At 64.1% G+C, this 26,967-nt stretch carries 22 protein-coding genes; 5 read left to right on the top strand and 17 right to left on the bottom strand.

Features of this window, described 5'->3' with window-relative positions:
- Position 1 precedes the first annotated feature (1 nt).
- Entirely contained in the window at positions 2-1,348 is a 1,347-nt protein-coding gene (locus ARADN35_RS0104545; protein WP_010459486.1) for an extracellular solute-binding protein, read from the top strand.
- 60 nt (positions 1,349-1,408) lie between these two features.
- Here ARADN35_RS0104545 and ARADN35_RS0104550 read toward each other — a convergent pair whose 3' ends face one another.
- Entirely contained in the window at positions 1,409-3,046 is a 1,638-nt protein-coding gene (locus tag ARADN35_RS0104550; RefSeq protein WP_010459489.1) for an ABC transporter permease, read from the bottom strand.
- A 117-nt stretch (positions 3,047-3,163) separates the two neighbouring features.
- On the opposite strand from ARADN35_RS0104550, the gene ARADN35_RS0104555 reads away from it, so the two are divergent.
- Complete coding sequence (locus ARADN35_RS0104555) at positions 3,164-4,228, top strand: ABC transporter ATP-binding protein (RefSeq protein WP_010459491.1); 1,065 nt, start codon at positions 3,164-3,166, stop codon at positions 4,226-4,228.
- 118 nt (positions 4,229-4,346) lie between these two features.
- On the opposite strand, the gene ARADN35_RS0104565 is transcribed toward ARADN35_RS0104555, so the two are convergent.
- The 9 genes from ARADN35_RS0104565 to ARADN35_RS0104605 form a co-directional block, all read right to left on the bottom strand.
- On the bottom strand, positions 4,347-4,736 hold the full coding sequence (locus tag ARADN35_RS0104565; RefSeq protein ID WP_010459494.1) for a thiol-disulfide oxidoreductase DCC family protein: 390 nt from the start codon (positions 4,734-4,736) through the stop codon (positions 4,347-4,349).
- On the bottom strand, positions 4,733-5,293 hold the full coding sequence (locus ARADN35_RS0104570; protein WP_035197737.1) for a DUF4166 domain-containing protein: 561 nt from the start codon (positions 5,291-5,293) through the stop codon (positions 4,733-4,735). The genes ARADN35_RS0104565 and ARADN35_RS0104570 overlap by 4 nt, the downstream gene beginning before the upstream one ends.
- 298 nt (positions 5,294-5,591) lie before the next feature.
- Positions 5,592-6,824 carry a Yip1 family protein gene (locus tag ARADN35_RS0104575; protein ID WP_010459497.1) on the bottom strand — a complete coding sequence of 411 codons (1,233 nt, stop codon included), beginning with the start codon at positions 6,822-6,824 and terminating at the stop codon, positions 5,592-5,594.
- 207 nt (positions 6,825-7,031) lie between these two features.
- A complete protein-coding gene (locus ARADN35_RS0104580; RefSeq protein ID WP_010459499.1) occupies positions 7,032-7,769 on the bottom strand; it encodes a lysophospholipid acyltransferase family protein in 738 nt (245 codons plus the stop codon).
- 27 nt (positions 7,770-7,796) lie between these two features.
- Positions 7,797-9,092: a dihydroorotase gene (locus ARADN35_RS0104585; protein ID WP_010459501.1), complete on the bottom strand. Its 1,296-nt coding sequence runs from the start codon at positions 9,090-9,092 to the stop codon at positions 7,797-7,799.
- A gap of 79 nt (positions 9,093-9,171) precedes the next feature.
- On the bottom strand, positions 9,172-10,140 hold the full coding sequence (locus tag ARADN35_RS0104590; protein WP_225584808.1) for an aspartate carbamoyltransferase catalytic subunit: 969 nt from the start codon (positions 10,138-10,140) through the stop codon (positions 9,172-9,174).
- On the bottom strand, positions 10,137-10,658 hold the full coding sequence (gene pyrR / locus ARADN35_RS0104595; protein ID WP_010459505.1) for a bifunctional pyr operon transcriptional regulator/uracil phosphoribosyltransferase PyrR: 522 nt from the start codon (positions 10,656-10,658) through the stop codon (positions 10,137-10,139). The genes ARADN35_RS0104590 and pyrR overlap by 4 nt, the downstream gene beginning before the upstream one ends.
- A complete protein-coding gene (gene ruvX, locus ARADN35_RS0104600; RefSeq protein ID WP_010459507.1) occupies positions 10,655-11,074 on the bottom strand; it encodes a Holliday junction resolvase RuvX in 420 nt (139 codons plus the stop codon). The genes pyrR and ruvX overlap by 4 nt, the downstream gene beginning before the upstream one ends.
- Positions 11,071-11,670 (bottom strand): YqgE/AlgH family protein, encoded by a 600-nt coding sequence (locus ARADN35_RS0104605; protein ID WP_010459509.1) that lies wholly within the window; start codon positions 11,668-11,670, stop codon positions 11,071-11,073. Before ARADN35_RS0104605 ends, ruvX begins: the two co-directional genes overlap by 4 nt.
- Before the next feature lie 21 nt (positions 11,671-11,691).
- On the opposite strand from ARADN35_RS0104605, the gene ARADN35_RS0104610 reads away from it, so the two are divergent.
- Positions 11,692-13,176 (top strand): cryptochrome/photolyase family protein, encoded by a 1,485-nt coding sequence (locus ARADN35_RS0104610; RefSeq protein WP_035197741.1) that lies wholly within the window; start codon positions 11,692-11,694, stop codon positions 13,174-13,176.
- Positions 13,177-13,185: 9 nt separating this feature from the next.
- Here ARADN35_RS0104610 and ARADN35_RS0104615 read toward each other — a convergent pair whose 3' ends face one another.
- The 7 genes from ARADN35_RS0104615 to ARADN35_RS27180 all read right to left on the bottom strand — a co-directional run bounded on the left by ARADN35_RS0104615 (position 13,186) and on the right by ARADN35_RS27180 (position 24,548).
- Positions 13,186-14,364 carry a PilT/PilU family type 4a pilus ATPase gene (locus tag ARADN35_RS0104615; RefSeq protein WP_050812445.1) on the bottom strand — a complete coding sequence of 393 codons (1,179 nt, stop codon included), beginning with the start codon at positions 14,362-14,364 and terminating at the stop codon, positions 13,186-13,188.
- Between the two features lie 112 nt (positions 14,365-14,476).
- A complete protein-coding gene (locus ARADN35_RS0104620; protein ID WP_029413282.1) occupies positions 14,477-20,653 on the bottom strand; it encodes a hybrid sensor histidine kinase/response regulator in 6,177 nt (2,058 codons plus the stop codon).
- A 46-nt stretch (positions 20,654-20,699) separates the two neighbouring features.
- Positions 20,700-22,988 (bottom strand): methyl-accepting chemotaxis protein, encoded by a 2,289-nt coding sequence (locus tag ARADN35_RS0104625; RefSeq protein WP_010459516.1) that lies wholly within the window; start codon positions 22,986-22,988, stop codon positions 20,700-20,702.
- Between the two features lie 21 nt (positions 22,989-23,009).
- Complete coding sequence (locus ARADN35_RS0104630; RefSeq protein WP_029413284.1) at positions 23,010-23,537, bottom strand: chemotaxis protein CheW; 528 nt, start codon at positions 23,535-23,537, stop codon at positions 23,010-23,012.
- Between the two features lie 15 nt (positions 23,538-23,552).
- Positions 23,553-23,918, bottom strand: coding sequence for a response regulator (locus ARADN35_RS0104635; protein ID WP_010459520.1), 366 nt, complete (start codon positions 23,916-23,918; stop codon positions 23,553-23,555).
- Positions 23,918-24,316, bottom strand: a complete 399-nt coding sequence (locus ARADN35_RS0104640) for a response regulator (protein ID WP_005796099.1) — start codon at positions 24,314-24,316, stop codon at positions 23,918-23,920. The genes ARADN35_RS0104635 and ARADN35_RS0104640 overlap by 1 nt, the downstream gene beginning before the upstream one ends.
- Positions 24,317-24,374: 58 nt before the next feature.
- Complete coding sequence (locus ARADN35_RS27180; protein WP_008903269.1) at positions 24,375-24,548, bottom strand: rubredoxin; 174 nt, start codon at positions 24,546-24,548, stop codon at positions 24,375-24,377.
- Positions 24,549-24,656: 108 nt separating this feature from the next.
- Between ARADN35_RS27180 and thiD the strand changes: the two genes are divergently transcribed.
- Positions 24,657-25,601: a bifunctional hydroxymethylpyrimidine kinase/phosphomethylpyrimidine kinase gene (gene thiD, locus ARADN35_RS0104645; protein WP_029413291.1), complete on the top strand. Its 945-nt coding sequence runs from the start codon at positions 24,657-24,659 to the stop codon at positions 25,599-25,601.
- Positions 25,585-26,895 carry a glutamate-1-semialdehyde 2,1-aminomutase gene (gene hemL, locus ARADN35_RS0104650; protein ID WP_010459536.1) on the top strand — a complete coding sequence of 437 codons (1,311 nt, stop codon included), beginning with the start codon at positions 25,585-25,587 and terminating at the stop codon, positions 26,893-26,895. Before thiD ends, hemL begins: the two co-directional genes overlap by 17 nt.
- Positions 26,896-26,967: the final 72 nt, after the last annotated feature.

Genomic DNA, 26,967 nt, shown 5'->3' on the forward strand with positions numbered 1-26,967 from the left:
GATGCAACGCCGCCACCTGTTGGGACACCTGGGATCATGGACTGCCGCCGCATGGCTGCACCCTACAACGAGCCACGCACAGGAACGCTACGCGCCCTACCGCGGCCAGACGGTGCGCATGAGCATTCCGACACACCCCCACTACGACGCCATGCGCAAGCTGCTGCCCGCGTTCACCCGGGAAACGGGAATACGCGTCGATACCGACCCACAGCCTTTGCCTGAAATGAAACGCCTGCAGCTGGCGGAGATGCAAAAGGACAGTTGCGATTTCGATCTGGTCTGCTACGTGGCGATGTGGAAGGGTGAATACGTCAAGAGAGGCCTGATCCGGCCTCTGGCGCCATACCTGGAGAACGCCGCGTTCACGCCCACCGACTTTGACCTCAAGGACATCGTTCCGGGCTATCTGGAAAACATTGGCCTCGTCGGCGGCTGGAAAGGCTACCTGGCAGGCGGCTCTGCGCAGTTGTATGGCCTGCCCTACGGTGCAGAAACCTCCATCCTTGCCTACCGCAAGGACCTGTTTGACGCCCACCAGATCGCCCCACCCAGCACTTACTTTGAGCTGGAGCGGATGTTGCCCAGGCTGCGCGAAAAGACTGGGCTTGGCGCCCTCACCTCACGTGGCAAGGCCGGGCACCAATGTGTACACGCATGGTTGCTGCACCTGAACCCGATCGGAGGGAAGATTTTTGAGAACAACTGGACACCCCGCTTCAACGATGCCTCGGGCGTGCGGGCCCTGAACCTGCTGCGCCAGGTGATGGAAACCGGCCCCGCCGGGGCGCTCGACTTTGACCAGAGCGCCATGATGAATGCGTTCCTTCAGGGACAGGCAACGATGTACCTGGACTCCACCATCGTCTTTGGCGCGGTGCGTGACGCCACGAAGTCACGCGTGGACGGCAAGGTGGCCTACGCGCGGCACCCCAAAGGAAGTCGCCACTCCGCACAATCGGGTGGTCTGGGGCTGGCGATTCCTCAGAAAGCGCGCAACCCTGATGCCGCGTTCCTTCTCCTGCAGTGGCTCACGGCCAAAGCGCAGGACAAGGCAGTCGCTGAACTGGGCGGCGCACCCCAACGCCAATCCACGTTGGCTGATGCGGCCTTGCTGGCCCGGTTCCCGGAGTTTTCCGTTTTGCGGCACAGCATCAACGACGCCGACCCGAACTGGCGCCCCATCATCCCGCCTTGGGATGAGATCAACACGGAGGTGCTGGGCGCGGCGGTCCACCAGGTTCTGCAAGGCAAAAGCGCGGCGCAGCCGGCGCTGGACAAGGCGGCCATGGCAGTCGCCGCGATCATGCGAAGAGAAGGCTACTTGGTGGGTGCTGCACACCACTGAGACCACCGCCGGGGAGTCCTGCCCGAGCGGCGAGCAACCCCGAGCAGATAGAAGCGGTGATCACACTCTGCTGCGCAACGCCCGGCTCAGCAAAATCACCGGCACCAGCCCCACCGCCACCAGCGCCAGTGACGGCAAGGCGGCTTCGCCCAGGCGCTCGTCGCGCGCCAACTGGTAGGCCACCACAGCCAGCGTATCGCTGTTGAAGGGGCGCAGCACCATGGTGGCGGGCAGTTCCTTCATCACATCCACAAACACCAGCAGCGCCGCGGCGGCCGTGGAGCGCTTGAGCAGCGGCCAGTGGACGCGCGCCAACAGGCCGGGGCTACCGATGCCCAGCATGCGGGCGGAGTCATCCAGGCTGAGCGGAATGCGCGCGTAGCCGCTTTGCAGGGACTGCAAGGCCACGGCACAAAACCGCACCAGATAGGCCCAAACGATGCCAAACGCCGTGGCGGTGACCAGCGCACCCACGCCCCACTGCGGCATGGCCGCCTGCAGCCAGCCCACGGGCAGCAGCAGGCCCACCACGATGACGGCACCCGGCACGGCATAGCCCACGCTGGCCAGCTGCACCACGCCGCGCGTCACGGCGTCGGGCTGGCGGCGCACCGCAAACGCCAGGGCCAGCGCGATCACCACCGCCAGCGCGGCGGTGATGCCCCCCAGGCGCACGCTGTGCCAGGCCCATTCCATGAAACGCTCCCAGGGCAGCACCGACCAGTCGGACGCCAGAGGGCGCAGCATGAAGGCCACGGGGGCCACAAAACCCATGACCACCGGCACGGTGCAGACCGCCCAGGCCGCCCAGCGGCGCGCACCGCGCAGCGCCAGCGGCTGCGCCTCGGCCGACCCTGCACGCCCGCCGCCCGTAGCAAAACGCATGCGTTTTTGCGCGCGGTGTTCCAGGTGCAGCAGCGCCATCACCACCACCAGCAACATGGTGGCCAGCTGCGCGGCGGCCAGCCGGTTGTCCATGGACAGCCAGGCCTTGTAGATGCCCGTGGTGAAGGTCTGGATGCCGAAGTAGCTGGCCACGCCAAAGTCGGCCAGCGTTTCCATCAGCACCAGCGCCACGCCCGCCGCCACTGCGGGGCGCGCCAGGGGCAGGGCCACGGCACGGATGCGGCGCGGCAGCGGCGCGCCCAAAAGACGCGCGGCTTCCATGAGGTGTGCCGCGCGCTCACCGAGCGCCGTGCGCGCGAGCAGGTACACGTAGGGGTAGAGCGAGAAGATGAACACCCACACCGCACCGCCCAGGCTGCGCACCTCGGGCAGCAGGCGGCCTTCGAGGCCAAAGGTGTTGCGCAGGCCCACCTGCAGCGGGCCGCTGAATTGCAGGAAGTCGGTGTACGCATACGCCGTGACATAGGCGGGCATGGCCAGGGGCAACAGCAGCAGCCATTCAAACGTGCGGCGGCCCGGAAAGTCGAACAGCGTGACGGCCGCCGCCGTGCCCGTGCCCACAATGGCCGCACCCAGGGCCACCAGCACGCTCAGCCACAGCGTGGTCCACACATAACCGGGCAACACGGTGGCCGCCATCTCCCGCAGGATGGCGCCCGCCTGCGCATCGCCCTGCCCGGCGGACGAAAACGGCAGCCACGACGCCAGCACCGCCAGCACGGGCAGCGCCAGAAAACCTGCGAACAGGATCAGGGGAACGGTGCGAAGGGCAAAAGAAGGCGTGCGGCGCAAGGCAAGGGCTCGGCAGAGGGAAGAAGCGCACACCCGTGGCCGGGCTCAGGCCGGGCGACGTTCTGGAATGCAAATGCGAATTTTAAGCATTCGCCCCTGCCCACCTAGAATCACGGCATGTTTCTAGAGGTCTCCCAACTCCAAGTGCACTACACAGGCCGCCCCCATGCAGCGGTAGAAGGTGTCACGCTGGGCCTGCACGCAGGCGATATCGGTGTACTGATTGGCCCCTCGGGCTGCGGCAAGACGACCTTGCTGCGCGCTGTGGCGGGGCTGGAGCCCGTGACGGGCGGCGAGATCCGCCTGACCAAAAGTGTGGTCAGCAGCGCCACGCTGAGCGTGCCGCCCGAGCTGCGGCGCATTGGGATGGTGTTCCAGGACTACGCGCTGTTTCCGCACCTGTCCGTGGGCCGCAATGTGGCCTTTGGCATCCACCAGTTGCCCCGGGCCGAACAGGCCGCGCGCGTGACCGAAGTGCTGCAGCTGGTGGGGCTGGAAGGCAGCGAGAACCGCTTTCCGCACGAGCTTTCCGGCGGGCAGCAGCAGCGCGTGGCACTGGCGCGGGCCCTGGCACCGCGCCCCCAGCTCATGCTTCTGGACGAGCCTTTCTCCAACCTGGATGTGGACCTGCGCGAGCGCCTGGCGCACGAGGTGCGCGGCATTCTGAAAGCGGCAGGTGCCACGGCCCTGTTTGTGACGCACGACCAGTTCGAGGCGTTTGCCATTGGTGACGTGATTGGTGTGATGAACGAAGGCCACCTGCACCAGTGGGACGATGCGTACACGCTGTACCACCGCCCCGCCACGCGGTTTGTGGCCGACTTCATCGGCCACGGTGTGTTCGCCCCGGCTACGCTGGTGCAGCGCGGCAACAACGTGGTGGCACAAACGCCGCTGGGCGAGCTGACCGACCTGGAAGAATGCCCCCTGCCCGGCAGCTACCCCGGTGGCGAATGTGATGTGCTGCTGCGCGCCGATGACATCGTGCACGACGACCATGCCCCCGTGCAGGCGCAGATCGTGCGCAAGTCGTTCCGGGGTTCGGAGTTTCTGTACACGCTGCGCCTGGCCAGTGGCCACACCGTGCTGGCCCACGTGCCCAGCCACCACGACCATGCCCTGGGCGAGTGGATCGGCATCCGCGCAGAGGTAGACCATGTGGTGACCTTCCCCCGGGGATGACGGTTCGAGAATTCGAATAAAAATGGGCTCTAGCGCTTATCTACAAAGCGCGACAAGCTATCATTTTTGACAATCATCACCCCGTAGCCCATCGCAGCCACGCTGCCCTGGCACGCCATCAATCCAGGAAACGCGCCGCGGTCTCTGGCGACGGCACCATGCAGGTGTCTGACCGACCCCAGATCCGGTAGCGGTTGCGCGCCGCCCAGCGGTACAGCGCGTCGCGCACCGGTGCGGGCATCAGCCAGCCCACCCACGCAAGCCGCCAGGGCCAGTCCAGGGTGTGCAACACCTGTAGGATGGCGGCGGTGTGCTGCCAGCTGCGGTCGCCGTCAATGACCAGCAGGGTCTGCAAGCCATCCACCTTCAGCCCCGCCCGCGCCAGCAGTTGTTGCCCTGCCGCGCTCTGGATGGATGCAAACCGGATGCGCTGCGCAGGGTCGTGCCGCAGCAGAAACTGCACCCAACCGTTGCAGAGCAGGCACTGCCCATCAAACACCACAATCATGCAGAAGCCCCCGCCGATACAGCATCCGGTGGCACCATCAGGTGCCCCTGGTAGCGGACCACACGCCCCACCCCCGGCACGGTGGCCTGCACATGAAAGTGGAGCGCATCGCCCACCCCGGTCTCCTCCGCCACCACCTGGGGGCGCAGCCACGCCGGGCAGGGTATGCCGCAAAAATGCAGCTGCTGCAGTTGCATCACCAGGCGCCCTTCGGTCTCGTGCAGCACAAATGTCAACCGCGCTGCCCCCAGATGCTCCACCACCCGGCCTGCCGCCCCGCGCAAGGTGGACTGCATGGTCTGCGCGGGAAAGTGGCGGGTCCACACCTCAGCATCCGGGCGCGCATCCAGCTCGAAGGAGATCGGCCCTTGCGCAGCACGCTGGGGCGCGCCCAGTGCGAGGGCCAGGACACGCGCCAGCCAGTTGGCGGGGGCATCCACCAGCACATGGCCCGACAAACGCTGTGGTCCCGACAACGCGTGAAACCGCGCCAATGCCGGCGTCAGACGCAGGTATGCGGGGCCCATGGCGCGCTGGTACAAGGACAAAGGGTGCATGTGATGGGGGCTGGGGAAGATCGCCTCAATGCAGTCTATCGCCTGCCACGCCAGCCACCCGACCGCCTGCAAGAAAGAAAAAGGCCGACATCAGTCGGCCTGTCGGGTTGAACAGGGAGCCCCGCGCACTCAGAGGCTGAGAGTTTTTTTAGCCGAGCCCGAAAGGCGCGCCAAAACGCCTCGGATCCAGGCGCAAAGCACAGCCATAGCTCGGGCTATGGCGAGCATTTGCAACGACGATCCGGGGCTTTTTGACGTGCAGGGCGGGCATGGATATGGATAAAAGACTCTCAGCCTCTCAGGACTTGCCCTTGCGCTGCAAGCCTTCCAGGGCATTGAGGTCTACCTGCGACATGAAGCCCTGCAGCTCCTTGGCGCCCATGTTGTCACCCTCGATGCTGACCACCAGGCCGTTCTTCAGGATGGTCTTGAACTCGGCATGGCTGCCATCCTTTTCGTAGCGCTGGTGCAGGGTGCGGCCGCCTTCCTGCCAGGTCTTCTCGGCGCTGGTCTTGTCTTCCTTTTCGCCCTGGGCCATGCCCATGGCCATCACCGCCACCTGCCCCAGGCCCCCGATGTCTACGATCTCCAGGCGCACCTGCCGGGTATCGTTGCCGTATTGCGCACTGGCCTGGCTGGTGGGCAGGCCCAGGGCCGCGCCGTCCTGCACATCAAAGCCCGTGCGCGGCAGGCCTGCCAGCTTTTCTGGCAGCGCCCCCTTGAGCGATTGCGCGGCAATGGCCTGGCCTCCACCGAACGCTCCTGCAGCCGCCTTGGCCGCATTGCCAGCGGCGGCGGCGATGGCGGCGGGGTCCTGGCTCTTTTGGGCTTCTTCCATCTTGCGGGCGGCCTCTTCCATCTTCTTGCCCGCGGCCTCCAGGCCGGCGGTGTCGATGGAGACCTTGCCACCCGGCGTGTTCATGGTGATGGAAGGTGCATCGGCCCCGCCAAACATCGCACCGCCACGGGGCAGGAAAAGCGCACTGACGGCACCGATGATCACCCCCATCACGATGGCCGCGATGATGACCACCACGGTGTAGACCACCGACTTCTCGGGGATGTTCTTCATGAGCACCGGCAGGCCGGTGTAGAGCAGGTAGATGGAGTACAGCGCCGCCAGCAGGCCCAGCATGGCCAGCGCGGGCAGCAGGCTGAACACCCCACCCAGCATCGCGGCCGTGCTGGCGTACACCGCCACCTTCAGCGCCTGGATGGGACTCTTCTGGCCGCCAAACGTGGGGGCCAGCGCGTCGATGATGAGCCCGAGCACAAACACCCCCACCAGGCTCAGCACATACGACACCACCATGTTCACCAACCCGGCGACGAAGGGCGTGCGGATGGTGACGCCAAAGCCCCCAAAACCAATCAGCGACATGCCGATGAATCCACAGACCGCCGGAATGGCAGCCAGGACCATGGCGTAGCGGGTGAACAGGGTTGCGACATCGGTGCTTTCCGTGTCGATGGTGGCCCAGGTCTCCTTGGGTTGCAAAAGAATGCTCTTGGCGCGCTCAATCAGGTTCATGGTGCCCTCCCGGCAGTGTTGGCGGGCCTGCAAGCGCTTTTGCGTGCGCTGGCAGGCCGAAAGACGCGGACGATACGGGAAATTGCGTGGCATTGAGACCGGATGTGCAACCCACGCGGCTGCAAACGTGGAATATGCACGCTTTTGCCCACCAAGGCCACCTTGGCGGGCACCACCGGCCAACCCGGGATGCACCCAGCCGGCGACTCAGGCGTTCCGCAACCGATCGACGGTATCGTGCAGGTGCTGCGTCCAGGTGCGGCGGTCACGCTCGCCCGCGCGCTCGGGTGGGCCGTAATGCACCACGGCCTCGATGGGGGGCGCGCACAGCGTGCGCCAGATCGAGCCCACCAGGGTTTCGTCGCCGATGTAGCTGGGTGCAAAACTGGTGGCGCCCGTCGCCTTGTCGGCAAAACGCAGGCCCACGGGCTGCACCGGCGCCTGCGCCACCACGGCGGCCTGCAGCAGGTTGGCATGGAAGGGCAGCATCTCGCGGCCGTCGCCCGTGGTGCCTTCGGGGAACACGGCCAGCACCTCGCCACGCTCCAGCGCCTCCTGCATGGACCGCACCATGCGCAGTGCGTCGCGGCGCGAGCTGCGCTCGATATAGAGCGTGCCCGCAGCCGTGGCCAGGGTACCAATCAGCGGCCAGCCCTGCACGTCCGATTTGGACACAAAGCGGCAATGCCGCGCCGCGTGCATCACGGGGATGTCGAGCCACGAGATGTGGTTGGCCACCAGCATCACCGGCCCGGTGAGCGGCGGCTGACCCTGAATGCGCAGGCTGATGCCGAGGTGCGCCAATAGCTGCAGCGACCACACCTGCACCCGGGCATGCTGCTGGTCCGGCGTGAGCGCCGGGAAACGCAGCGCCACGATGGCCAGACCCTTGGCAATGTGGCCCAGCAGGCGCAGCAGGCGCCAGCTGGCGCGCAAAGACTTCACCGCAGTGCCTCTCCGCGCCGCACGTGCTTAGGCGCGGTCAAAGGCCACTTGGCCGCCCACCAGCGTCATGCGCACGCGGCCGGGCAGTTCATAGCCTGAGAATGGCGTGTGTTTGCCCTGGCTGCACAGCGCGTCGTCCTGCACGATCCAAGAGACTTGTGGGTCGAGGATGCACAGGTCACCCACGCCGCCTTCCACGATCTGGCCCACGCTGGCCTGCAAGGTGCCCAGGGCGTTGCCCAGCACGCGCGCAGGTTCGGACGTAACCGTAGCCAGCGCGCGCTGCAGCGGCACGCCGCTGTCCTGCGACCACTTGAGGGCCAGGCTCAGCAGCAGCTCCAGCCCCGTGGCACCGGGCTCGGCCTCGGCAAAGGGCAGCGTCTTGGCGTCTTCATCAACAGGAGTGTGGTCGGACACCAGCGCATCGACGGTGCCATCCAGCAGCGCCGCGCTCAGGGCATCGCGGTCGCGCTGCTGGCGCAGTGGGGGCGTCAGGCGCGCGCGGCTGTCGAAGAAGCCAATGTCGTTTTCGGTCAGGTGCAGCGTGTTGATGCTGATGTCGCAGGTCACCTGGAGGCCCTCGGCCTTGGCCCGGCGCACCAGCTCGACACCGGCCGCGCTGCTGAGGCGGCACAGGTGCACACGCGCACCGGTGGTCTTGAGCAGCTCGAAGATGGTATGCAGCGCAATGGTCTCGGCTGCCACGGGCACGCCCGACAAGCCCAGGCGCGTGGCCAGCGCACCGCTGGCCGCCACGCCTTTGCCCAGGTGCATCTCCTGCGGACGCAGCCACACGGTGTAGCCAAAGGTGGCGGCGTACTGCAGCGCACGCTGCAGCACCTGGGTGCTGGCCAGGGGCACCTCGGCCTGGCCGAAGCCCACGCAGCCCGATTCGGTCAACTCGGCCATCTCGGTCAGCACCTCGCCGGCGAGGCCACGCGTGAGCGCACCCAGCGGGAACAGGCGCGACTGGTGCAGCTTCTCGGCACGGAACTTGAGCATCTCCACCAAGCCCGGCTCGTCGAGCACGGGGTCGGTGTCGGGCGGGCACACCAGGCTGGTCACGCCCCCGGCCACTGCGGCGGCCATCTCGGATTCGAGCATGCCTTCGTGCTCATGGCCGGGCTCACGCAGGCGCGCGGCCAGGTCCACCAGGCCGGGCAGCACGATGCAGCCCGTGGCGTCCACCACGCGCTTGGGCGCAAAGTCGGGCGGCACGCGGTTGACGCCGACGATGCGGCCCGCCGCGATGGCGATGTCGCAGGTCTGGTCGAGGCCCGAAGCGGGGTCGATCACACGGCCGTTCTGGATCAGTATCTTCATGATTTCAAGCCAAATTGGCTGTTAGCGCTTATTGAATAAGCGCTAACAGCTATGAAAACAGGAGTATTCATTCCGGGCTTCATGCCTCATTGCCGGCAACGATGGACATGACGGCCATGCGCACGGCAATGCCAAACGTGACCTGCGGCAAGATCACGCTCTGCTTGCCATCGACCACAGCGGAGTCAATCTCGACCCCCCGGTTGATGGGGCCGGGGTGCATGACGATGGCGTCGGGCTTGGCCAGCTGCAGCTTTTCCTGCGTGAGGCCAAAGCTCTTGAAATACTCCTGGCTCGACGGCAGCAGTGCACCGCTCATGCGCTCGTTCTGCAGGCGCAGCGTGATGATCACGTCCGCGTCCTTGATGCCTTCTTCGAGCGTGTGGCACACACGCACGCCCATCTGCGCCATGTCCGACGGCACCAGGGTGCGTGGGCCCACCACACGCACTTCGGCGCAGCCCAGCGTGGTCAGGCCGTGGATGTCGGAGCGCGCCACGCGCGAGTGCAGCACATCGCCCACGATGGCCACCGTGAGGTTGCTGAAGTCCTTCTTGTAGTGGCGGATGGTGTACATGTCCAGCAGCCCCTGCGTGGGGTGGGCATGGCGGCCATCGCCCGCGTTGATCACGTGCACATGGGGCGCCACATGCTGGGCGATGAGGTAGGGTGCGCCCGATTCGCTGTGCCGCACCACGAAGATGTCGGCCGCCATGGCCGACAGGTTGGCGATGGTGTCCAGCAGCGACTCGCCCTTGCTGGCCGAGCTGCGCGCGATGTCGAGGTTGATCACGTCGGCCGACAGGCGCTTGGCGGCGATCTCGAACGTGGTGCGCGTGCGCGTGCTGTTCTCGAAGAACAGGTTGAACACGCTCTTGCCGCGCAGGAGCGGCACCTTCTTGACCTCGCGGTCGTTGACGCTGACGAAGTTTGCAGCCGTGTCGAGGATGTGCGTGACGATGTCGCGCGGCAGGCCCTCGATGGACAGCAGATGGATGAGTTCGCCGTTGCCGTTGAGTTGGGGGTTGCGCTTCTTCAGCACGGTCAGGCCTCTTTGACTTGGAAGTGGAAGGTACCGCTGTCGTCGCGCGCCAGCGCCAGCGACTGGGTGGCAGGCAAGGCCACACGTGCAGCCGCAAAGTCGGCCTGCACGGGCAGCTCGCGCCCGCCCCGGTCCACCAGCACGGCCAGGCGCACGCTGGCGGGGCGGCCATAGTCGAACAGCTCGTTGAGCACGGCGCGGATGGTGCGGCCGGTGTAGAGCACGTCGTCAAGCACCAGCACATCGGCACCGTTCACGTCGAACGGTAGCGCGGTCTGCGCGCTGGCCGACAGGCCACGCTGGGCAAAGTCGTCACGGTGCATCACTGACGACAGCACGCCAGCGGGCCCTTCCAGGCCCAGGTCTTTTTGCAAGCGCTCCGCCAGCCAGGCGCCGCCCGAGGCAATGCCCGCCAGGCGCGTGGTGGGTGTGAGCATGCTGCGCACGCCGCGCAACAGTTCGCGGTACAGCGCTTCGGCATCGAGCACGAGGCTGCCAGAAGCTGCAGGAGAGGGGTTGCTCATGGAAGATTCCTCAAAAACTGTTCCAGGATGATGCAGGCCGACGCAGCGTCGGCATCCTTGGCACCACCCGCGATGGCCTCGGTGGTGCTATAGCGCTCGTCCACCTCGAACACCTGCAAACCAAACCGCCCACGCAACTGGCGGCCGAACTTGAGCGCGCGCTCGGTGTTCTCGTGGCTCGCGCCGTCCGGGTGGTAGGGCACGCCGATCACCAGTGCGTCGGGTTGCCATTCCTTGATGCGCTGCGCCACCTGCACAAAACGGGCATCGCCCTCGGCCTTGATGGTGGCCTGCGGCGTGGCGCTGCGCAGCATGCGGTTGCCCGTGGCCACGCCCGTGCGCTTGAGGCCAAAATCGAAAGCAAGAAAGGTCTGGAAATGCGCAGGAACGGCTGGCTGAGCGGGCAAGCCGGTCATGCGTGCCCCGCCTCGGGCGACAGCATCCAGGCCTTGAGGCCCAGCAGCGCCAGGGCGCGGTCGTAGCGCTCGGGCACAGGGGTGTCGAAGATCACCGAGAGGTCAGCCGCCACGGTGAGCCAGGCGTTTTCGGCCAGTTCGGATTCGAGCTGCCCCTCGCCCCACGACGAATAGCCCAGCGTGATGAGCACGCGGCGGGGGCCTGCGCCCGTGGACAGCGCTTCGAGTACGTCCTTGGAAGTGGTCATCTCCAGCCCGCCGGGGATGGTCATGGTGGAGGCATAGACCGATTCATCGGTTTCGACCCTGTCAACGAGCATGGGCTCGTGCAGCACAAAGCCGCGCTCGATCTGCACCGGGCCGCCTTGGAACACGGGCTCCTTGGTGAGGTCTTCACGCCGCAAGGACAGGTCCACCTTGTCAAAAAGGCCTTTGAGGGTGATGTCCGAAGGCTTGTTGATGATGAGGCCGAGTGCACCGCGTTCGCTGTGCTCGCACAGGTAAACGACGCTGCGCGAGAAAGACTCATCTTCCAGACCGGGCATCGCGATCAGGAAGTGATGCGTCAGGTTGATGGGCGCAGAATCGAAAGACATCCGGCAATTTTAACGGTGAACATGGCCCCCTCCTCCGAGCCCTCTTACCCCAGCGGTCTTGTCTGGTTCCGCCGCGACCTGCGCGCGAACGATCAGGCCGCCCTGTACCGCGCACTCACGCAGTGCCAGCAGGTGCATTGCGCCTTTGTTTTTGACCGCGAGATCCTGAATGCCCTGCCCCGGACTGACCGGCGGGTGGAGTTCATCCGCGAGTCGCTGGTGGAACTGGATGAAACGCTGCGCATGCTCTCTGGGCATGCACAGGGTGGCCTTATCGTGCTGCACGCGGTGGCCAGCGATGCGATTCCGGCACTGGCCAACGCGCTGGGCGTGCAAGCTGTATTTGCCAACCACGATGACGAGCCCCAGGCCCTGGAACGCGACAGCCAGGTGCGCACACAGCTGGCCACTGCCGGAAGGGCCTTTCACACCTTCAAGGACCACACCATTCTGGAACGCAGCGAGGTGCTCACGCAAACCGGCAACCCGTACAGCGTGTTCACCCCTTACAAGAACGCCTGGCTCAAGAAGGTGGATGCCTTTCAGCTCACAAGCTACCCTGTGGAACGCCATGCACACCGCCTGGCCCCCCGCCCACAGGAACACCGCCAAGCGGTGCCGACCCTGGCGTCGCTGGGTTTCGAGGCCACGGCCCTGTCGCAGCTCAAGCTGCCGACCGGTGCCAGCGGCGCACAGCAGTTGTTCGATGATTTTCTCGGCCGCATTGAGCGGTATGAGGACACGCGCAACTTTCCGGCGGTCAAAGGGCCGAGCTACCTCAGCGTGCACCTGCGTTTTGGCACCATCTCGCCGCGCCTGCTCGCGCGCACCGCGCACGGGCTGATGCTGCAAGGCAACCCGGGCGCTACGACCTGGCTCAGCGAACTGATCTGGCGGGACTTCTACTTTCAGATCCTGCACCACCACCCCCATGTGGTGGGCCACAGTTTCAAGCCCGCGTATGACGCGATCCAGTGGGAGTCCGGCCCCGAGGCCGACGCCCTGTTTGCCGCCTGGTGCGAGGGGCGCACGGGTTATCCGCTGGTAGATGCCGCCATGGCGCAGATCAACCAGACGGGCTATATGCACAACCGCCTGCGCATGGTGGTGGCGAGCTTTCTGGTCAAAGACTTGGGTATTGACTGGCGCTGGGGCGAGGCTTACTTTGCCACGCACCTCAATGACTTCGACCTGGCCGCCAACAACGGTGGCTGGCAATGGGCCAGCTCCAGCGGGTGCGATGCACAGCCTTATTTCCGCATCTTCAATCCGGTCAGCCAGAGCGAGAAGTTTGACCCGGAGGGCAAGTTCATCCGCCGCTGCCTGCCGCAGCTGGCCGGGCTACCCACCAAGGCATTGCACGCGCCCTGGCTGGCACGCCCCATGGAACTACAAGGTGCAGGAGTGCGGCTGGGGGATACCTACCCGCTACCGGTGGTGGAGCACGACACGGCGCGGCACCGCACCCTGGAACGGTATGCAGTAGTGAAGTCAGCCGCAGCCTGAGCCCCACACTCAACGGCGCGCGGTAGGCGGTGGAACGCTATCTGGCCCGGCAGGCTCGTCGGGACTCATCTGCATGCCCTCGCTCCCCAGCGAAGCACCGGCCGCCAGCCGAAGTCGTAACCGCACATCGGTGCGGTTGTCGGCGTTGGCAATCGCTTCTTCGGGAGATATGGCGCCGGACTCGACCATGGCCAGCAAGGATTGGTCGAAGCTCCACATACCCTGCTCGCCGCTGCGGGTGATAGCAGTCTTGAGCTCATCAATCTGGCCCTTCTGGATCAGCTCCGCCACGTAGGGCGTGAGCAACATGATCTCGGTGGCAGGCACGAGGCCGCCCGCCCGCCCCGCCACCAGGCGCTGCGCCACGACTGCGCGCAGGTTGAGGGAGAGGTCCATAAGCAGCTGGCGGTGGGCCTCTTCAGGAAAGAAGTTCAGGATGCGCTGCACCGCCTGGTTCGCATTGTTGGCATGCAACGTGGAGACGCACAGATGGCCGGACTCGGCATAGTGCAGCGCGTGCTGCATGGTGGCCCGGTCGCGGATCTCGCCGATCATGATGACGTTCGGGGCCTCGCGCATCGCGCGGCGCAGGGCCTCGTCGTAGGACAGCGTATCGAGCCCCACCTCGCGCTGTGTCACGAGTGACTTTTTGTGGGTGTGCAAGTACTCAATGGGGTCTTCCACCGTCAGGATATGCCCGCCAGTGTGCGCATTGCGGTGGTCCAGCAACGCCGCCAATGTGGTGGTCTTGCCCGAGCCTGCCGACCCCACCGTGAGCACCAGCCCCCCTTTGAGAAATGCCAGTTGCTGGAGTACGGGCGGAAGACCAAGCGCCTCCAGGCTAGGGATGTGGGCACTGACATGACGGATCACCATGCCCACTTGGCCACGCTGCCGGTGCACATTCACACGAAACCGCTCACCCTCCGGGGTCTGCAGGGAGAGGTCGCACTCCATGGTGGCATCGAACTCCTGCCGCTGCGTTTCGCGGAGGATGGAGTACGCCATCTGCCTGACATCGTCTGCCGAAAGCAGTTGCTGCCCCAGTGCCACGAACACCCCTTGGCGCTTGAGCGTTGGCGGCGCGCCCGCCATGATGAAAAGATCAGAGGCCTTTTCCCGCACCACCACGGCCAGACAAGCCAGGAGACGGGGGTCGGGAGAGGAAGCAGTTGCCGGCGATTCCATCAGGACAACCTCTGGAACGGAACTGACAAAGCAGCTGCCGGAATCAATGCGTGCATTTGCTGGCCACAAGCCCGCCGGTTCAAGGCAGGCCTGTGGTGCATCTGCATGCTGGCTAGGCCTCTGCGGTCGCCGCGATGCGGGCGTAGTGCTGAATGAGGCTCAGCAGTTCTTCGTCGGAGTACGGTTTGCCCAGGTAATGGTTGACGCCCAGCTCCATGGCATGCTCGCGGTGCTTTTCAGCAATGCGCGAGGTGATCATGATGATGGGCAGGTCGCGCAAGGCACCGTCTGCACGAATATTCCGCGCCAGGTCGAAACCATCCATGCGGGGCATTTCGATGTCAGACAACACGACGGTCGGACGCTCTTCCTGTAGGCGCTCCAGCGCTTGCAAGCCATCGGCAGCGAGCGCAACACGGTAGCCTTCGCGCTGCAGCAACCGCTGCGTGACCCGGCGCACCGTGATTGAATCGTCCACCACCAAAACCAATGGCACCTGGCTGGGGCCAGCAAGCTGGGGAGAAACGACCGACTTGCCAGCACCTGATGAGCCATCAGCCTCCAGGACTGAAGGCAGACCTGCGCTGGCGGCACGCACCTGATCTCCGTACACCGTGGCCAACGCCACAGGGTTGTAGATCAGAACCACGGCACCCGACGCCAACACCGACATGCCGGCCAAGCCGGGCAAACGGGACAACTGAGGGCCGAGGTTCTTCACCACGACTTCCTGGTTGCCCAGAACTTCGTCCACATGCATGGCGATGCGCTGCGATGCGCTGCGGAAAATCACCACAGGTCGCGTCTTGCCAGCCGGCTCGTTGCTGCGCGCAGAAGCCTGCAGCAGCGCCCCGGACCAGAAGAACTGCAGCTGCTCCGTGCCATCGTCGAAATGGCCGGTGCGGTATGCAACTTCAAGGTCTGCCGCCGAGGTGCGCCGCACGATCTCGACCACGTTGGCGGGCACACCGATCGCCAGATCACCGGCACGCAGCATCACCACCTGCGTCACCGCCGTGGTCAAGGGCAGCACCATGCGGAAGGCGGCTCCCCTGCCAGCTTCTGTCGATGTTTCGATCCGACCGCCCAAAGCGTTGATTTCGGCACGCACCACGTCCATGCCAATGCCCCGCCCTGCCAAGCCGGTCACCTCGGAGGCCGTGGAGAACCCGGGCATGAAAATGAGGTTGGCAGCCTCGGTATCGCTCAGCTCGGTATCAGGCGCCACGATGCCTTGCGCCAGCGCCTTTTCACGGATGCGGGGCAGATTCAGCCCGGCCCCGTCGTCCCGGAACTCCACCGACACGTCGTTGCCTTCATGGTGCAACTCCACGGTGATCGTGCCCGAAGCAGGCTTGCCCGCTGCCGTGCGCACCTGGGGATCTTCGATACCGTGTGCCACGCAGTTACGCAACAAATGCTCGAACGCGGGGGTCATACGATCCAGCACGCCACGGTCCATTTCGATGGAGCCGCCGGTAATATCAAGCTTGATCTGCTTGCCGGTTTCCTTGGAGGCCTGCCGCACCACGGCATACAGGCGCTCTGCGATGCCTTCGAACTCCACCATGCGGGTGCGCAACAAGTCGCGCTGCAGTTCCCGCGCCTGGCGGCCCTGGGCAATCAGGTCATCTTCCGCACCTTCCATGGCGCGCTGCAGGTTGCGCTGCACGGTGGCCACGTCGTTCACCGACTCGGCCATCATGCGCGTGAGTTCCTGGACGCGGGTGAAGCGGTCAAACTCCAGCGGATCGAAGCCGGCAGCGGAATCCTTCGACAGGGCCAGGCGCGACTGCATCTGCGATTCAGCTTGCAATTCGATGTCCCGCAACTGCTGGCGCAGGCGGTCCAAGTTCCCCGACAAATCGGTCAGCGAACTGCGGAACTGCCCCAATCGCACGTCCAGCCGCGAACGGCTGATCATCACTTCACCCGCCTGATTGACCAGGCGGTCCAGCAACTGGGCGCGCACGCGCACCGACTGATTGGCGGCCACGCGCAAAGGCGCAAGCTGCGACGGACCAGGCATGCGTACCGCTGGGGCGGCAGGCGTCACCGATGCGTGGACAGCGGCAGATGCTGGAGCCACCTGTGCCTCGGAGGCTTCGGGACGGGTGCGCGGTGTTTCCACCGGCAAAGAGACCACCGTATCAGCGGGCCCCTGGCCAATGGCGCGCAGTGCGTCGAAGTTCGCCTGAAGACCGTCAAAACTCCCTTGCAAAGGCTCGATCTGGTCCGCTGTCACCGTTTCAGCGTCTAGCTGCTCGATAGCGGACTCCAGCCGGTGGGCCATTTCACCCAGGCGCATGGCACCGGCCAAGCGCGAACTGCCTTTGAGGGTGTGGAGCGCACGCAGCACTTCACTGCGGGCACCCAGGTTGTCGGGGCGCGAGGCCCATTGACGCAACGCGCCACCGAGCTGAGGCAACAGCTCTGCAGCCTCTTCCTCGAAGATCGGGAACAGATCCGGATCAATAACGTCGATCGCGTCAATGTCGTCATCCACATCCGAACCGAGTGCCACAGCGTGGGCAATCGCGTCATCAACGTATTGGTCGTGGTCGTGGTCGTGGACCACGGCAGACAAAGCGGGAGCCACATGCCCCCTGGGCACCACGACCGGCGTGGGCTCCGACATGGCTGCCACGTCGGGTTCAGGTTCTACTGGGGGCAACGGCTGCGCTGCTTCTGCCTCCACTGGAGTGATTGGCTCTTGCTCCAACAGGTACTCGCCTGCAGCCTCTTCTTCGGGTGGAGACAAGGTGTTGTCCACCTCGGTTTGCAAGATCTGACGCAGTTGCTCCAGCACCTCCTGGCTGGGTTCCTTGAGGAAACCCGCTGCGAACTGGTGCAGCAAACGCCGGATATCCTCGGCTGCCGCCATGAAGGCCTCGGCCTGCTCCTGTGTGCCGCCAGACTGCAACTGCACGTGCTGCAGCGCATGTTCAAGCACCCTGGCCATCTCCGACAGGGCATTGAACCCCACCGTGGCCGAACTGCCCGCCAGCGAGTGCGCGAGCGCCACCGCCATGTCCGGCAGAGGTTCATGCAGTTCCAGCGACCATTCCTGCAAGCAGGTCACCAGTCGGCGCGACCACTCATCGGCTTCGTTCAAATAAACGTTGTAGAGCGGGATGCCAATGCGCAGCGTGTCAATGACCTTGACCGCTTCATCACCTGCACTGTCCTCCAGTTCCTGCGCCAGCGCATCGGCTACCTGTGGTTCTTCAGGAGCCGCTCCCGCAGCCACATCTTCTGCGACTTCTGCAGGCACTTCCTCCTGGGCCACAGATTCCAGCTCATCAGTGCTTGGCAGCATCGGCTCCGGCTCTGCCAGGTTCTGCACCTCCAGCGGCTCGGCTGCGTCCATCAATTCGACAGGCAGCGCAAAAGCACCATCCGCCACCGGCTCATCAGGCAACACGGTGACCTGCGGCGGAGCGCCCACCTCAGGACCCGCTGTGGCTGGCTCCAAGTCCGGCAGTTCGAGATCCAGTACGAAATCGATGCTGGAGGGATCGAGAACCCCAGGGACGGCAGGCGCTTCGTTGAGCGCGGCAGCAAACACGGAGAAATCGATCTCCTCGGCTACTTCGGGGGCCGAAGTAGCCAAGTCTGCCGGCGGTTCTGGCGCATGGTCGAAAATCTCGGTAGCTTCAAAGTCTGGTACCACCAGCTCTTCTTCCACAGCCAGGGGCACCTCTGCAATCGCCTCTTCAGGCGGCTCAAGGGGCAGATCCTCCAGCGCTGCGACCTCGGGCTCAGGCGCAATGACGGCCAGAACAGGGCTCTCTGCCCCGGCGGAGGGCACCACAAGCGGCAACAGGGTTCCGTCCAGGCGCATGGCATCCGCCGACTGGCGGAATGCGTCCTGCTGCCAGCCAGAGGCACGGCCCGCTGCGATGTCGTCAGCCCAACGGCTAAAGGCACGCAACGCATCGGAAGACAGATCCAACAAACTTGGTTGCATCGGTTTTTGCTCGGCCAACCAGGCGTTGAGCAATTGCTCCATCGACCACGCGGCCTCGCCAAAATCGTTCAGCCCCACCATCCGCGAGCTGCCCTTGAGGGTATGGAAGGCACGGCGCAGCGTGGTCTGTTCGCTGAGATTGCCCGGCTCATCCCTGAGAACGTCGATCGCGGCCAAGCCATTGACCACCACCTCACGGGCTTCTTCCAGGAAAACCTCGAGCAATTCATCTTCGATTTCAGGCACCGATACAGGGGCAGACGCAGGCGTTGCCGCAGCCTGCGGCAGCGGTGTCTCGCCACTTTCTGCCACGGCGGGCAGATCGAACGAAATATCGGGGGCGAGTGAATCAGGATCGACCGAAGCAAGGGGCGCGTTGGCTGCAACGCCGGGAATGTCCGGCAAGGAAGGCAACGAACCAAAATCGGTGGGCTCGCTGAGGGGTTCCTGCACAGGAAAACGCGGCACCACATCGGGCATGGGAATAGCCGACCGCTCCTCCAGCTTGGCAGGGGCCTCTTCCACGGCGTCTGAAGCGCGCGGCCGGGTTTTGCCCATGAGGATGCGCAATTCGCCCAGTTCTTCGTCATACACGAACAGCTTGCGCGCCATCGTGCGCTGGTAGCTCAGCATGTCGATCAGGAACCCCAAGGCGCCCAGGCTGTTGCCCAGCTTCTCGAACACTCCTTGACGATCTGCCTCTGGGACTTCGTTGATGAGCAAGCGCTCCACCATGTCGCGCATGCGGACCACTGCGAGCGAAGCCTGATCAAGGCCCAGCACCGACAACACACCGCGCATTTGAGCGAGGTGTCCCGGAACAGTTGCCAGGACAGCGGTGTCCTGAGGACTGCGGAAGAATTGGTCAAGCGCCTTCTCTGCTTCGCCGAGCGTAGAGCGCAGTTCGTCGACCACACTGCCCATGGTCTGGTTGTCGCTGACCCTGCGGTACAGCTCTTCCATCCATTGTTCAAGGGGCTCTGGCTCCGCGCCAGCGCCCACCGCATCCAGGCGCTCTGCCAGCCGGGCGGCGCGGATTTCCATCTGATCGTCGTCCGCATCCAACTCTTCAAAAGCTGCTTGCAGATACAGGACTGAGGTTGCCACCTCCATGGCCAACGCGGCCGAAGGAGGCTCACCGGAACGCGTGGTGGACTCCAGCACGCGGGTCAGCGCCTGGGCGAGGCTTTCACTGCCAGGATGCAACTTGCGCAGCGAGTCGCAGACTAGGCTGAATTGATCTGCCGCGGGCTTGAGCTTGTTACGATCCCCCCCCGCCAGCGCGGACCAGGTTTCCGTGGCAGCGGCAATCCGCTTGCGTGCCTGGGCCAGCATGGCAGGGTCAAACCGGCCAAAACGCGCAGCCTCGTAGTCCACGGGCTTGAACCGGTCCAGCGCAAAAGCCTGACGCACCGCCTGCAGAGACGGCGCTGCGATACCCGCCGAATCGGCTGGCTTGGCCTGTGAGCAGAAAAACAGCAAATCCTGAACCAGGCGGTCCGCAATCGTTGTATCACCCTTGGCGAGCGTGGCGTACTGCATCAGAACGCGGGATGCCACGCGTTTGACATAGACGTCAGCAGGCAAAAGGCCTGAACCGAAGGCTTCAAAAAAGCCTGCACATATTTTCCAGAATGCGCGGGACTGGCGATCATGCTGTGCCGCCACGAATCCCAGGCAGGTATCCCGCAGACTCAATGAGGCACGAAGATCCCCGGATTTCACGATTCTCAGAACCGCAGCATCCAGCCGGGCACGCGCTTCGGGCCCATAGGGCAGCGGCGTGACAGAAACAGCACCCTCGGGCTCGCGAAACCGGCGCTCCACCGGCCACAGATCGGCAGGATGGACACGGTCCGCGCCCGCCAATGCCTGGGCATCGCGGTACTGAGGGAACAGCGCAACAGGCGAAGCCGCTTTGCCAGCCAGAACGGTTTCCAGGTACTCAATCAGCGCAAAGCTCGCACGCTCGATCACCGCTGCAGCATCGTCGCTGCAGGTTTCCGGACGTTGCACGAACTTCTGGACCGCCGACTCCATGGCCCGCAGGACCAGCGCCGGAGGGCCCATGCCCACCATTTCCAGCGCGCCGCACGCTTGGTGCAGCTGCTGGCGGGCGATGCGCAGTGGGCCTGCGTCCAATGCCGCAAGATCTGATTCGCGGGCAGCTTCTGCATCGCGCACAAAGCGCCGCATCGCCTTGACAGCTCCATCAAGGGATTTGCGCAGTTCGTCAAGCACCCAAGCCAAAGGACCCAGGTCCTGATCCCCCTGGGTCCCATCCGCGGCCGGTGCATTGTTGACATCAATAGATGACATGGATTCGTCCCCGGCTGCTATGAGCCAGCTGGTTGATGACTAAGCGTCAGGCGATCTTGAACCGTGCCACCGATTGGCGCAGTTCCTCAGCCATGTGCGAGAGCTCGCGCACCTGCTGCGCTGTGGTGCGGGTGCCCTCACCCGTCTGCTCGGTCACCGCAAAAATGTGCTGGATGTTGTCGGCCACTTCGTTGGCCAGAACAGCTTCCCGCGATGTTGACGACGAAATCTGCTCAATCAGCTCGGCAAGGCGACGTGACACACGGTCAATCTCGGTCAGTGCAGTACCTGCGCTGTCAGACAGACGAGCCCCTTCCACCACACCCTGCGTGGAGCGTTCCATAGCGGCCACGGCATCCTGGGTGTCGGTCTGAATCGCCTTCACCAGCGCAGAGATCTGGCGCGTTGCATCTGCAGAACGTTCAGCCAGTCGCTGCACTTCTTCGGCCACCACTGAGAAGCCTCGGCCGGCCTCACCGGCGGACGCAGCCTGAATGGCGGCATTCAGGGCCAGCACGTTCGTCTGTTCGGTAATGTCGGAAATCAGCTCGGTGATTTCACCGATCTCCTGCGACGATTCGCCCAGGCGCTTGATCCGCTTGGAGGTGTCCTGGATCTGGTCGCGGATGGAGTTCATACCGCCGATGGCGTTCTGCACGGCCTGGAGACCCGAGTCAGCAGCTTGCAGCGACTGGCGGGCCACTGTGGCCGACTCTTGGGCCTGTGTAGACACTTCATTGATTCGGGTCGCCATGTCCAGAACGGAGCGGCCGGTTTCGCGAATTTCGCGCAGTTGCTCGGTCGAAGCGGCCAGCAGTTCCGTGGATGTGTTGTCCACCTGGGCGGTCGTCTGGGCCACGCGGGTGGCCGTGTTCTGCACGCTGCCCACCAGTTGGCGCAACTCTTCCACCGTGTAGTTCACCGAGTCGGCGATGGCGCCCGTGATGTCTTCCGTCACGGTGGCTTCCTGGGTCAAGTCACCTTCAGCGACCGATTGCAGTTCGTTCATCAAACGCAAAATGGCGGCCTGGTTGGCGTCATTGACACGCTTGGCTTCCTGCTCCTGGCGCTTGGCGTCTTTTTGCTGCATTTCAGCTGCAGCCTGGCGTCCCCGGCTGTCCAGCAGTTGGACGCGGGAAATTCCCACACCGCAAAAGATCACAAACAAACCGGCGAGCGCGAGAGCTGCCAGCTGACCACCACCCACACCCGTCTGGGCCGACAGCTTGGTTTGCAGGCCTTCGAGCTGGCGACGCAGCGGCTCACTGTCGGCAATGATGGCGGATTGTGCTTCCCGGGCAGACACCAAGCCTTGCAGATTGCCCAGAATGGCACTGGCTTGGGTGCGGGTCTGCTCATAGAGCTTCACCAAGGCTTCCAGCTGTTCGCGGGTCTGGGCATCCTTCGTCGCAGCCAAGCGCAGTTCAGGGCTTCCATCCAGCAGGCCCTGGGCGATTTCCTTGAACGAGTTCAAGTCCTTGCCCAGCAGGAACACGGCCTCAGGGCTCACGCCTTCCATGGTCTGGAATTCATTGGCGGATTTGCCGATACGCTGGGTCAACATCACGAGCTGACCAGCGGCGGAAATCTCAGCAGCAGGAGCGTTCTGCTGCAGCTTCAGGGACGACACGGTTTCTGCGATTTCAAGCAGATCCGAGGACTGGCGATTGATGGTGCGCAGAGCATCGCCCACCTGCGTCAGGATCTTCTGCTGGCCCATCACGACACTGGCATTGCGTTCGGCACGCTCCATGAGCGGATTCACAGCGTCCAGGTCAGGCTTATAGGGCTCACCCAGGGATTCGACGCCCAGCTCTCCATCGCCCGCATTGAGGGCGCGCACATTGCGCGCCAACACGCCGGAGCTTTCCACCACGTCCGGGAAGGCCTGCGGGCTGCCCACCAGTGCCTGCGATACCGACTTGGCCAGCCGCTGCGACTGCATCAGGGATTGACCGGTAGCTGCAAGTTGCTGCGCAGAGCGGTCGGCTTGGCGCAACACCCAGGCGGCGATCAACGCCAGGACGATCACACCAATAGCCAAAAGCCCGAGCAGTCGCCGCTGGTGGGCCGCAGCCGTGGAACGACCAAGCAGCGGCAGGGCAATGAGATCCTCCTCCGCATCGGGGGCCGTCAATTCCGGCACATAACCATCTGGATCGCCTTGAACGCTGTTCATCGCTTCAGCCTGGTAGGTGTCGCGCAGCTGCCCGCCGTCCAGCGAGCCCGCAGCAAGGAGATCCTGCCCGTCATCGGCGGTGCCGGCAGTCGCGCCGGTATCCGGCGTGGCAGGTTTCCGGTTGAACAGTTTTCCAAATTGATTGACGACGGACATGGTGCAGCCTTACAGAAAAACTCAAGCACTGATGCTCAGGAAAGCGGGATGTTGGGACAGGATCTGCAAGTTCAGCTCCTGCCAGCGTGTGCCGCTGGAATCGATATAGGTGGTGCCAAAGAACGCGGGCGAATCTTCGGCGGGGGGCTCGGACGACACAAATGCATCGGTTCCACGCAGTCCCGCAAGGCGATCCACCAACAGCGCGGCGTTCACCTCCAGGGCAGCGTTGAAGGCCAGCAGGCTGGTTTCCGACAGTGCTTGCTCTGTGCGGGGCGCTGCAGAACCCAAAAGGCCGGCCAAATCCACCACACCAACCAAGCCACCGCGCAGGTTGGCAACCCCCAGAAACCAGTTCTGGGTATAGGGCACCGCCTGAATCGAGACCCAGGGAAAGATTTCCCCCGACTGTCCCAGTGGCAGCAAGTAAAAACTCCCAGCGGACTCGACAGCCAGCCAGGATGAAACAGAGGCCCCTTCAGTTCTTGCAGCCTGAAGGCGGCTGGCAAGTCGGGTCTGGAGCTCTCGCAGGGCTTCGCGGTTGGCCATGAACGCGCCGCTGCCTTAGTTCAGAGCGTCGATTTTGGCCTGCAGTTCAGCGGGATCCACGGGCTTGGTGATGTAGCCCCGTGCACCCTGCCGCATCCCCCAGACGCGATCCGTTTCCTGGTTCTTGCTCGTGCACATGATGATGGGCACATCGGCATACAGCGGGTCGCGGGTGATGGCGCGTGTAAGCTGGAAGCCGTTCTGCCCGGGCATCACGACGTCCATGAGGATCAGGTCGGGCTTTTCTTCCGCCAGACGGCGGAAAGCCTCGTCGGCATTTTCTGCGGTGCGGACCTGCATGCCTTTTTTCTGAAGCAGGTCCGTCAAAAACATCAACTCGGTCTTCGAGTCGTCGACGACCAATACTTTCTGGATGGGCATTACATCGCTCCTTGTTGGGAATTGCCAAACTGCTGCACTGCCTGCAACAGCTGGTCTTTGGTAAACGGTTTGGTGAGATATTCCTGGCAGCCGACCATGCGCCCGCGCGCTTTGTCGAATACGCCATCCTTGGAGGACAGCATCACCACCGGAGTATCTGCAAAACGGGCATTGCGCTTGATGATGGCGCAGGTCTGGTACCCGTCGAGCTTGGGCATGAGGATGTCGCAGAAAATCAGCTGAGGCTGGTAATCATTGACTTTGGCCAAAGCATCAAAGCCGTCGTCGGCCAACAAGACTTCGTGCCCCCCCTGCTTGAGAAAAATCTCGGCGCTTCGACGGATGGTGTTGCTGTCATCCACCACGAGCACTTTGAAAGATGCGCCTGTTGTAGTCAATTGTTACTGCTCCTGATGGAGAAAAAAACAACGCAGCAGCACATGATGCTGGTGCGCCTCAAATCTGAACCATCTCGAAGTCTTCCTTGCGGGCCCCACACTCGGGGCAGGTCCAGTTCATCGGAACCTGATCCCAGGGTGTATTGGGTGCAATGCCGTGCTCAGGTGAACCCTCTGCTTCGTCATAAATCCAACCGCAAATCAAACACATCCAAGTTTTAGAGTCGATCACAGCTTAAAGGGCCTTCACATAGAATGCAACGATTGTATCTAGTCATCTCCGTGGGCTGCGGCTTCGGTGCCACCCCTCAAGCAGGATCTGGTCCATGACCACCAAAGCATCCCCTCCCCCCCCGAAAGCATAGACATTGAAGATGACGGTTCCGAGGACGCAAGCCCTGCGTGTGTGCTCGTCTTCAATGCCAGCGACCCCAGCGGTGCCGGTGGGCTGACAGCCGACATCACCACCATTGCCTCCGTGGGCGGGCATCCGATTGCCGTGGTCACAGGCGCCTATGCCCGCGACACCGCAGAGATTTTTGACCACTTCAGCTTTGACGACGAGGCTGTGGCCGAGCAGGCCCGGGCCGTGCTGGAGGACCTGCCGGTACAGGCCATCAAGGTCGGTTTCGTGGGCAGCCCGGAGAACATCAGCACCATTGCCGAGATCACGACCGACTACGACGAAGTCCCCGTGATCGCCTACATGCCCAACCTGTCCTGGTGGCGCGACGAGCTGATCGACGAGTACCTGGATGCCTTCCGCGAATTGTTGTTACCGCAGACTTCGGTGTTGGTTGGAAACCACAGCACCTTGTGGCGCTGGCTGCTGCCCGACTGGACCAGCGACCGCAGTCCCACTGCCCGCGACATTGCCCGGGCCGCCTCCGAGATGGGCGTGCCTTACACCCTGGTCACCGGCATTCCGCTGCCCGAGCAGTTTGTCGAGAACGTGCTCGCATCCCCCCAGACCGTGCTGGGCAGTGGCAAGTTCGAACTGTTCGACGCCACCTTCTCCGGCGCGGGCGACACCTTGTCCGCCGCCCTCACGGCCCTGGTGGCCAGCGGCAACGACCTGGGCGAAGCCACCAGTGAAGCCCTGGGCTACCTCGACCGCTGCCTGGACGCCGGCTTTCGCCCCGGAATGGGGCACATCGTGCCCGATCGCATGTTCTGGGCCCAGCCCGACGATGACGAGGCCGACGGCGACGAAGAAGAACCCCTGATTGACGAAGCGCAAGCCCTCGAAGGCTTTGTGATGCCCCCCCATGACACCAAGCACTGATCTCAACATCCCCCTGTTCGAACGCGCCAAGGCGCTGATCCCCGGCGGCGTGAACTCGCCCGTGCGGGCCTTCAAGGCCGTCGGCGGCACGCCCCGTTTCGTGAAACGTGCCAAGGGCGCCTACTTCTGGGACGCCAACGACCAGCGTTTCATCGACTACATCGGCTCCTGGGGCCCGATGATCCTGGGCCACGGCCACCCCGCCGTGCTCGAAGCTGTGCAGAGCGCCGCGCTTGAAGGCTTCAGCTTTGGTGCGCCGACCGAGCGCGAGGTGGAGCTGGCCGAGGAAATCCTGAGCCTCGCCCCCTCGATGGAGATGATCCGCCTGGTCAGCTCGGGCACCGAAGCCGGCATGAGCGCTATCCGCCTGGCGCGCGGTGCCACGGGCCGCAGCAAATTCATCAAGTTTGAGGGCTGCTACCACGGCCATGCCGATTCGCTGCTGGTCAAGGCCGGCTCGGGCCTGGCCACGTTTGGCAATGCCACCAGCGCGGGCGTACCGCCCGAAGTGGTGCAGCACACTCTGGTGCTGGAATACAACAACGTCGCCCAGCTCGAAGAAGCCTTCGCCCTGCATGGCAAGGAACTGGCCTGCGTGATGATCGAGCCCATCGCGGGCAACATGAACCTGGTGCGCGCCAGCGTGCCGTTCATGAAGCGCTGCCGCGAGCTGTGCACCGAACACGGCGCGCTGCTGGTGCTCGACGAGGTGATGACCGGCTTTCGCGTGGCCCTGGGCAGCGCGCAGAGCGTGTACGCCAAGAGCATCCCCGGCTTCAAGCCCGACATCACGGTGCTCGGCAAGGTGATCGGTGGCGGTATGCCGCTGGCCGCCTTTGGGGGCCCGCGCGCCATCATGGAACACCTGGCCCCGCTGGGTGCCGTGTACCAGGCGGGCACGCTGTCGGGCAACCCGGTGGCCACGGCCTGCGGGCTGGCCACGCTGCGCGAGATCAAAAAACCTGGCTTCTTCGACGCCCTCTCGGCCACCACACGCTCGCTGGTCGATGGGCTGGCCGCTGCGGCGGCGGCCGAGGGCGTGCCCTTCAGCACCGACAGCGAAGGCGGCATGTTCGGCTTCTTCCTGATGCCCGAGCTGCCCCAGAACTACGCCCAGGTGCTCAAGACCGACAGCGCGCGTTTCAACCAGTTTTTCCACGGCCTGCTGGACCGCGGTATCTACATTGCGCCGGCGCTGTACGAGGCGGGTTTCGTGAGCTCGGCCCATACGGCCGACGACATTGCCGCCACCGTGGCAGCCGCCCACGAAGTGTTCAAAGAACTATCAAAATAATAGCTACTGGCGCTTTACCATCAAGCGCCAGAGGCCATTTTTACTGATATTCCTGCTTACCTACCCGCTTTA

The organism is Acidovorax radicis N35 (assembly GCF_000204195.1).
In the GTDB taxonomy this organism is placed as follows: Bacteria; Pseudomonadota; Gammaproteobacteria; order Burkholderiales; family Burkholderiaceae_C; genus Acidovorax; species Acidovorax radicis.

What these genes read in the sequence shown, in the direction of transcription:
- ARADN35_RS0104610 (WP_035197741.1), top strand. Translation starts at nt 11,692, where the DNA reads ATGGCCCCCTCCTCCGAGCCCTCTTACCCCAGCGGTCTTGTCTGGTTC.
- ruvX (WP_010459507.1), bottom strand. Translation starts at nt 11,074, where the DNA reads ATGACCGGCTTGCCCGCTCAGCCAGCCGTTCCTGCGCATTTCCAGACC.
- ARADN35_RS0104615 (WP_050812445.1), bottom strand. Translation starts at nt 14,364, where the DNA reads ATGGAATCGCCGGCAACTGCTTCCTCTCCCGACCCCCGTCTCCTGGCT.
- hemL (WP_010459536.1), top strand. Translation starts at nt 25,585, where the DNA reads ATGACACCAAGCACTGATCTCAACATCCCCCTGTTCGAACGCGCCAAG.
- ARADN35_RS0104635 (WP_010459520.1), bottom strand. Translation starts at nt 23,918, where the DNA reads ATGCCCATCCAGAAAGTATTGGTCGTCGACGACTCGAAGACCGAGTTG.
- ARADN35_RS0104570 (WP_035197737.1), bottom strand. Translation starts at nt 5,293, where the DNA reads ATGCACCCTTTGTCCTTGTACCAGCGCGCCATGGGCCCCGCATACCTG.
- pyrR (WP_010459505.1), bottom strand. Translation starts at nt 10,658, where the DNA reads ATGAGCAACCCCTCTCCTGCAGCTTCTGGCAGCCTCGTGCTCGATGCC.
- ARADN35_RS0104620 (WP_029413282.1), bottom strand. Translation starts at nt 20,653, where the DNA reads ATGTCATCTATTGATGTCAACAATGCACCGGCCGCGGATGGGACCCAG.
- ARADN35_RS0104565 (WP_010459494.1), bottom strand. Translation starts at nt 4,736, where the DNA reads ATGATTGTGGTGTTTGATGGGCAGTGCCTGCTCTGCAACGGTTGGGTG.
- ARADN35_RS0104585 (WP_010459501.1), bottom strand. Translation starts at nt 9,092, where the DNA reads ATGAAGATACTGATCCAGAACGGCCGTGTGATCGACCCCGCTTCGGGC.
- ARADN35_RS0104575 (WP_010459497.1), bottom strand. Translation starts at nt 6,824, where the DNA reads ATGAACCTGATTGAGCGCGCCAAGAGCATTCTTTTGCAACCCAAGGAG.
- ARADN35_RS0104625 (WP_010459516.1), bottom strand. Translation starts at nt 22,988, where the DNA reads ATGTCCGTCGTCAATCAATTTGGAAAACTGTTCAACCGGAAACCTGCC.
- ARADN35_RS0104545 (WP_010459486.1), top strand. Translation starts at nt 2, where the DNA reads ATGCAACGCCGCCACCTGTTGGGACACCTGGGATCATGGACTGCCGCC.
- ARADN35_RS0104555 (WP_010459491.1), top strand. Translation starts at nt 3,164, where the DNA reads ATGTTTCTAGAGGTCTCCCAACTCCAAGTGCACTACACAGGCCGCCCC.
- ARADN35_RS0104630 (WP_029413284.1), bottom strand. Translation starts at nt 23,537, where the DNA reads ATGGCCAACCGCGAAGCCCTGCGAGAGCTCCAGACCCGACTTGCCAGC.
- ARADN35_RS0104605 (WP_010459509.1), bottom strand. Translation starts at nt 11,670, where the DNA reads ATGTCTTTCGATTCTGCGCCCATCAACCTGACGCATCACTTCCTGATC.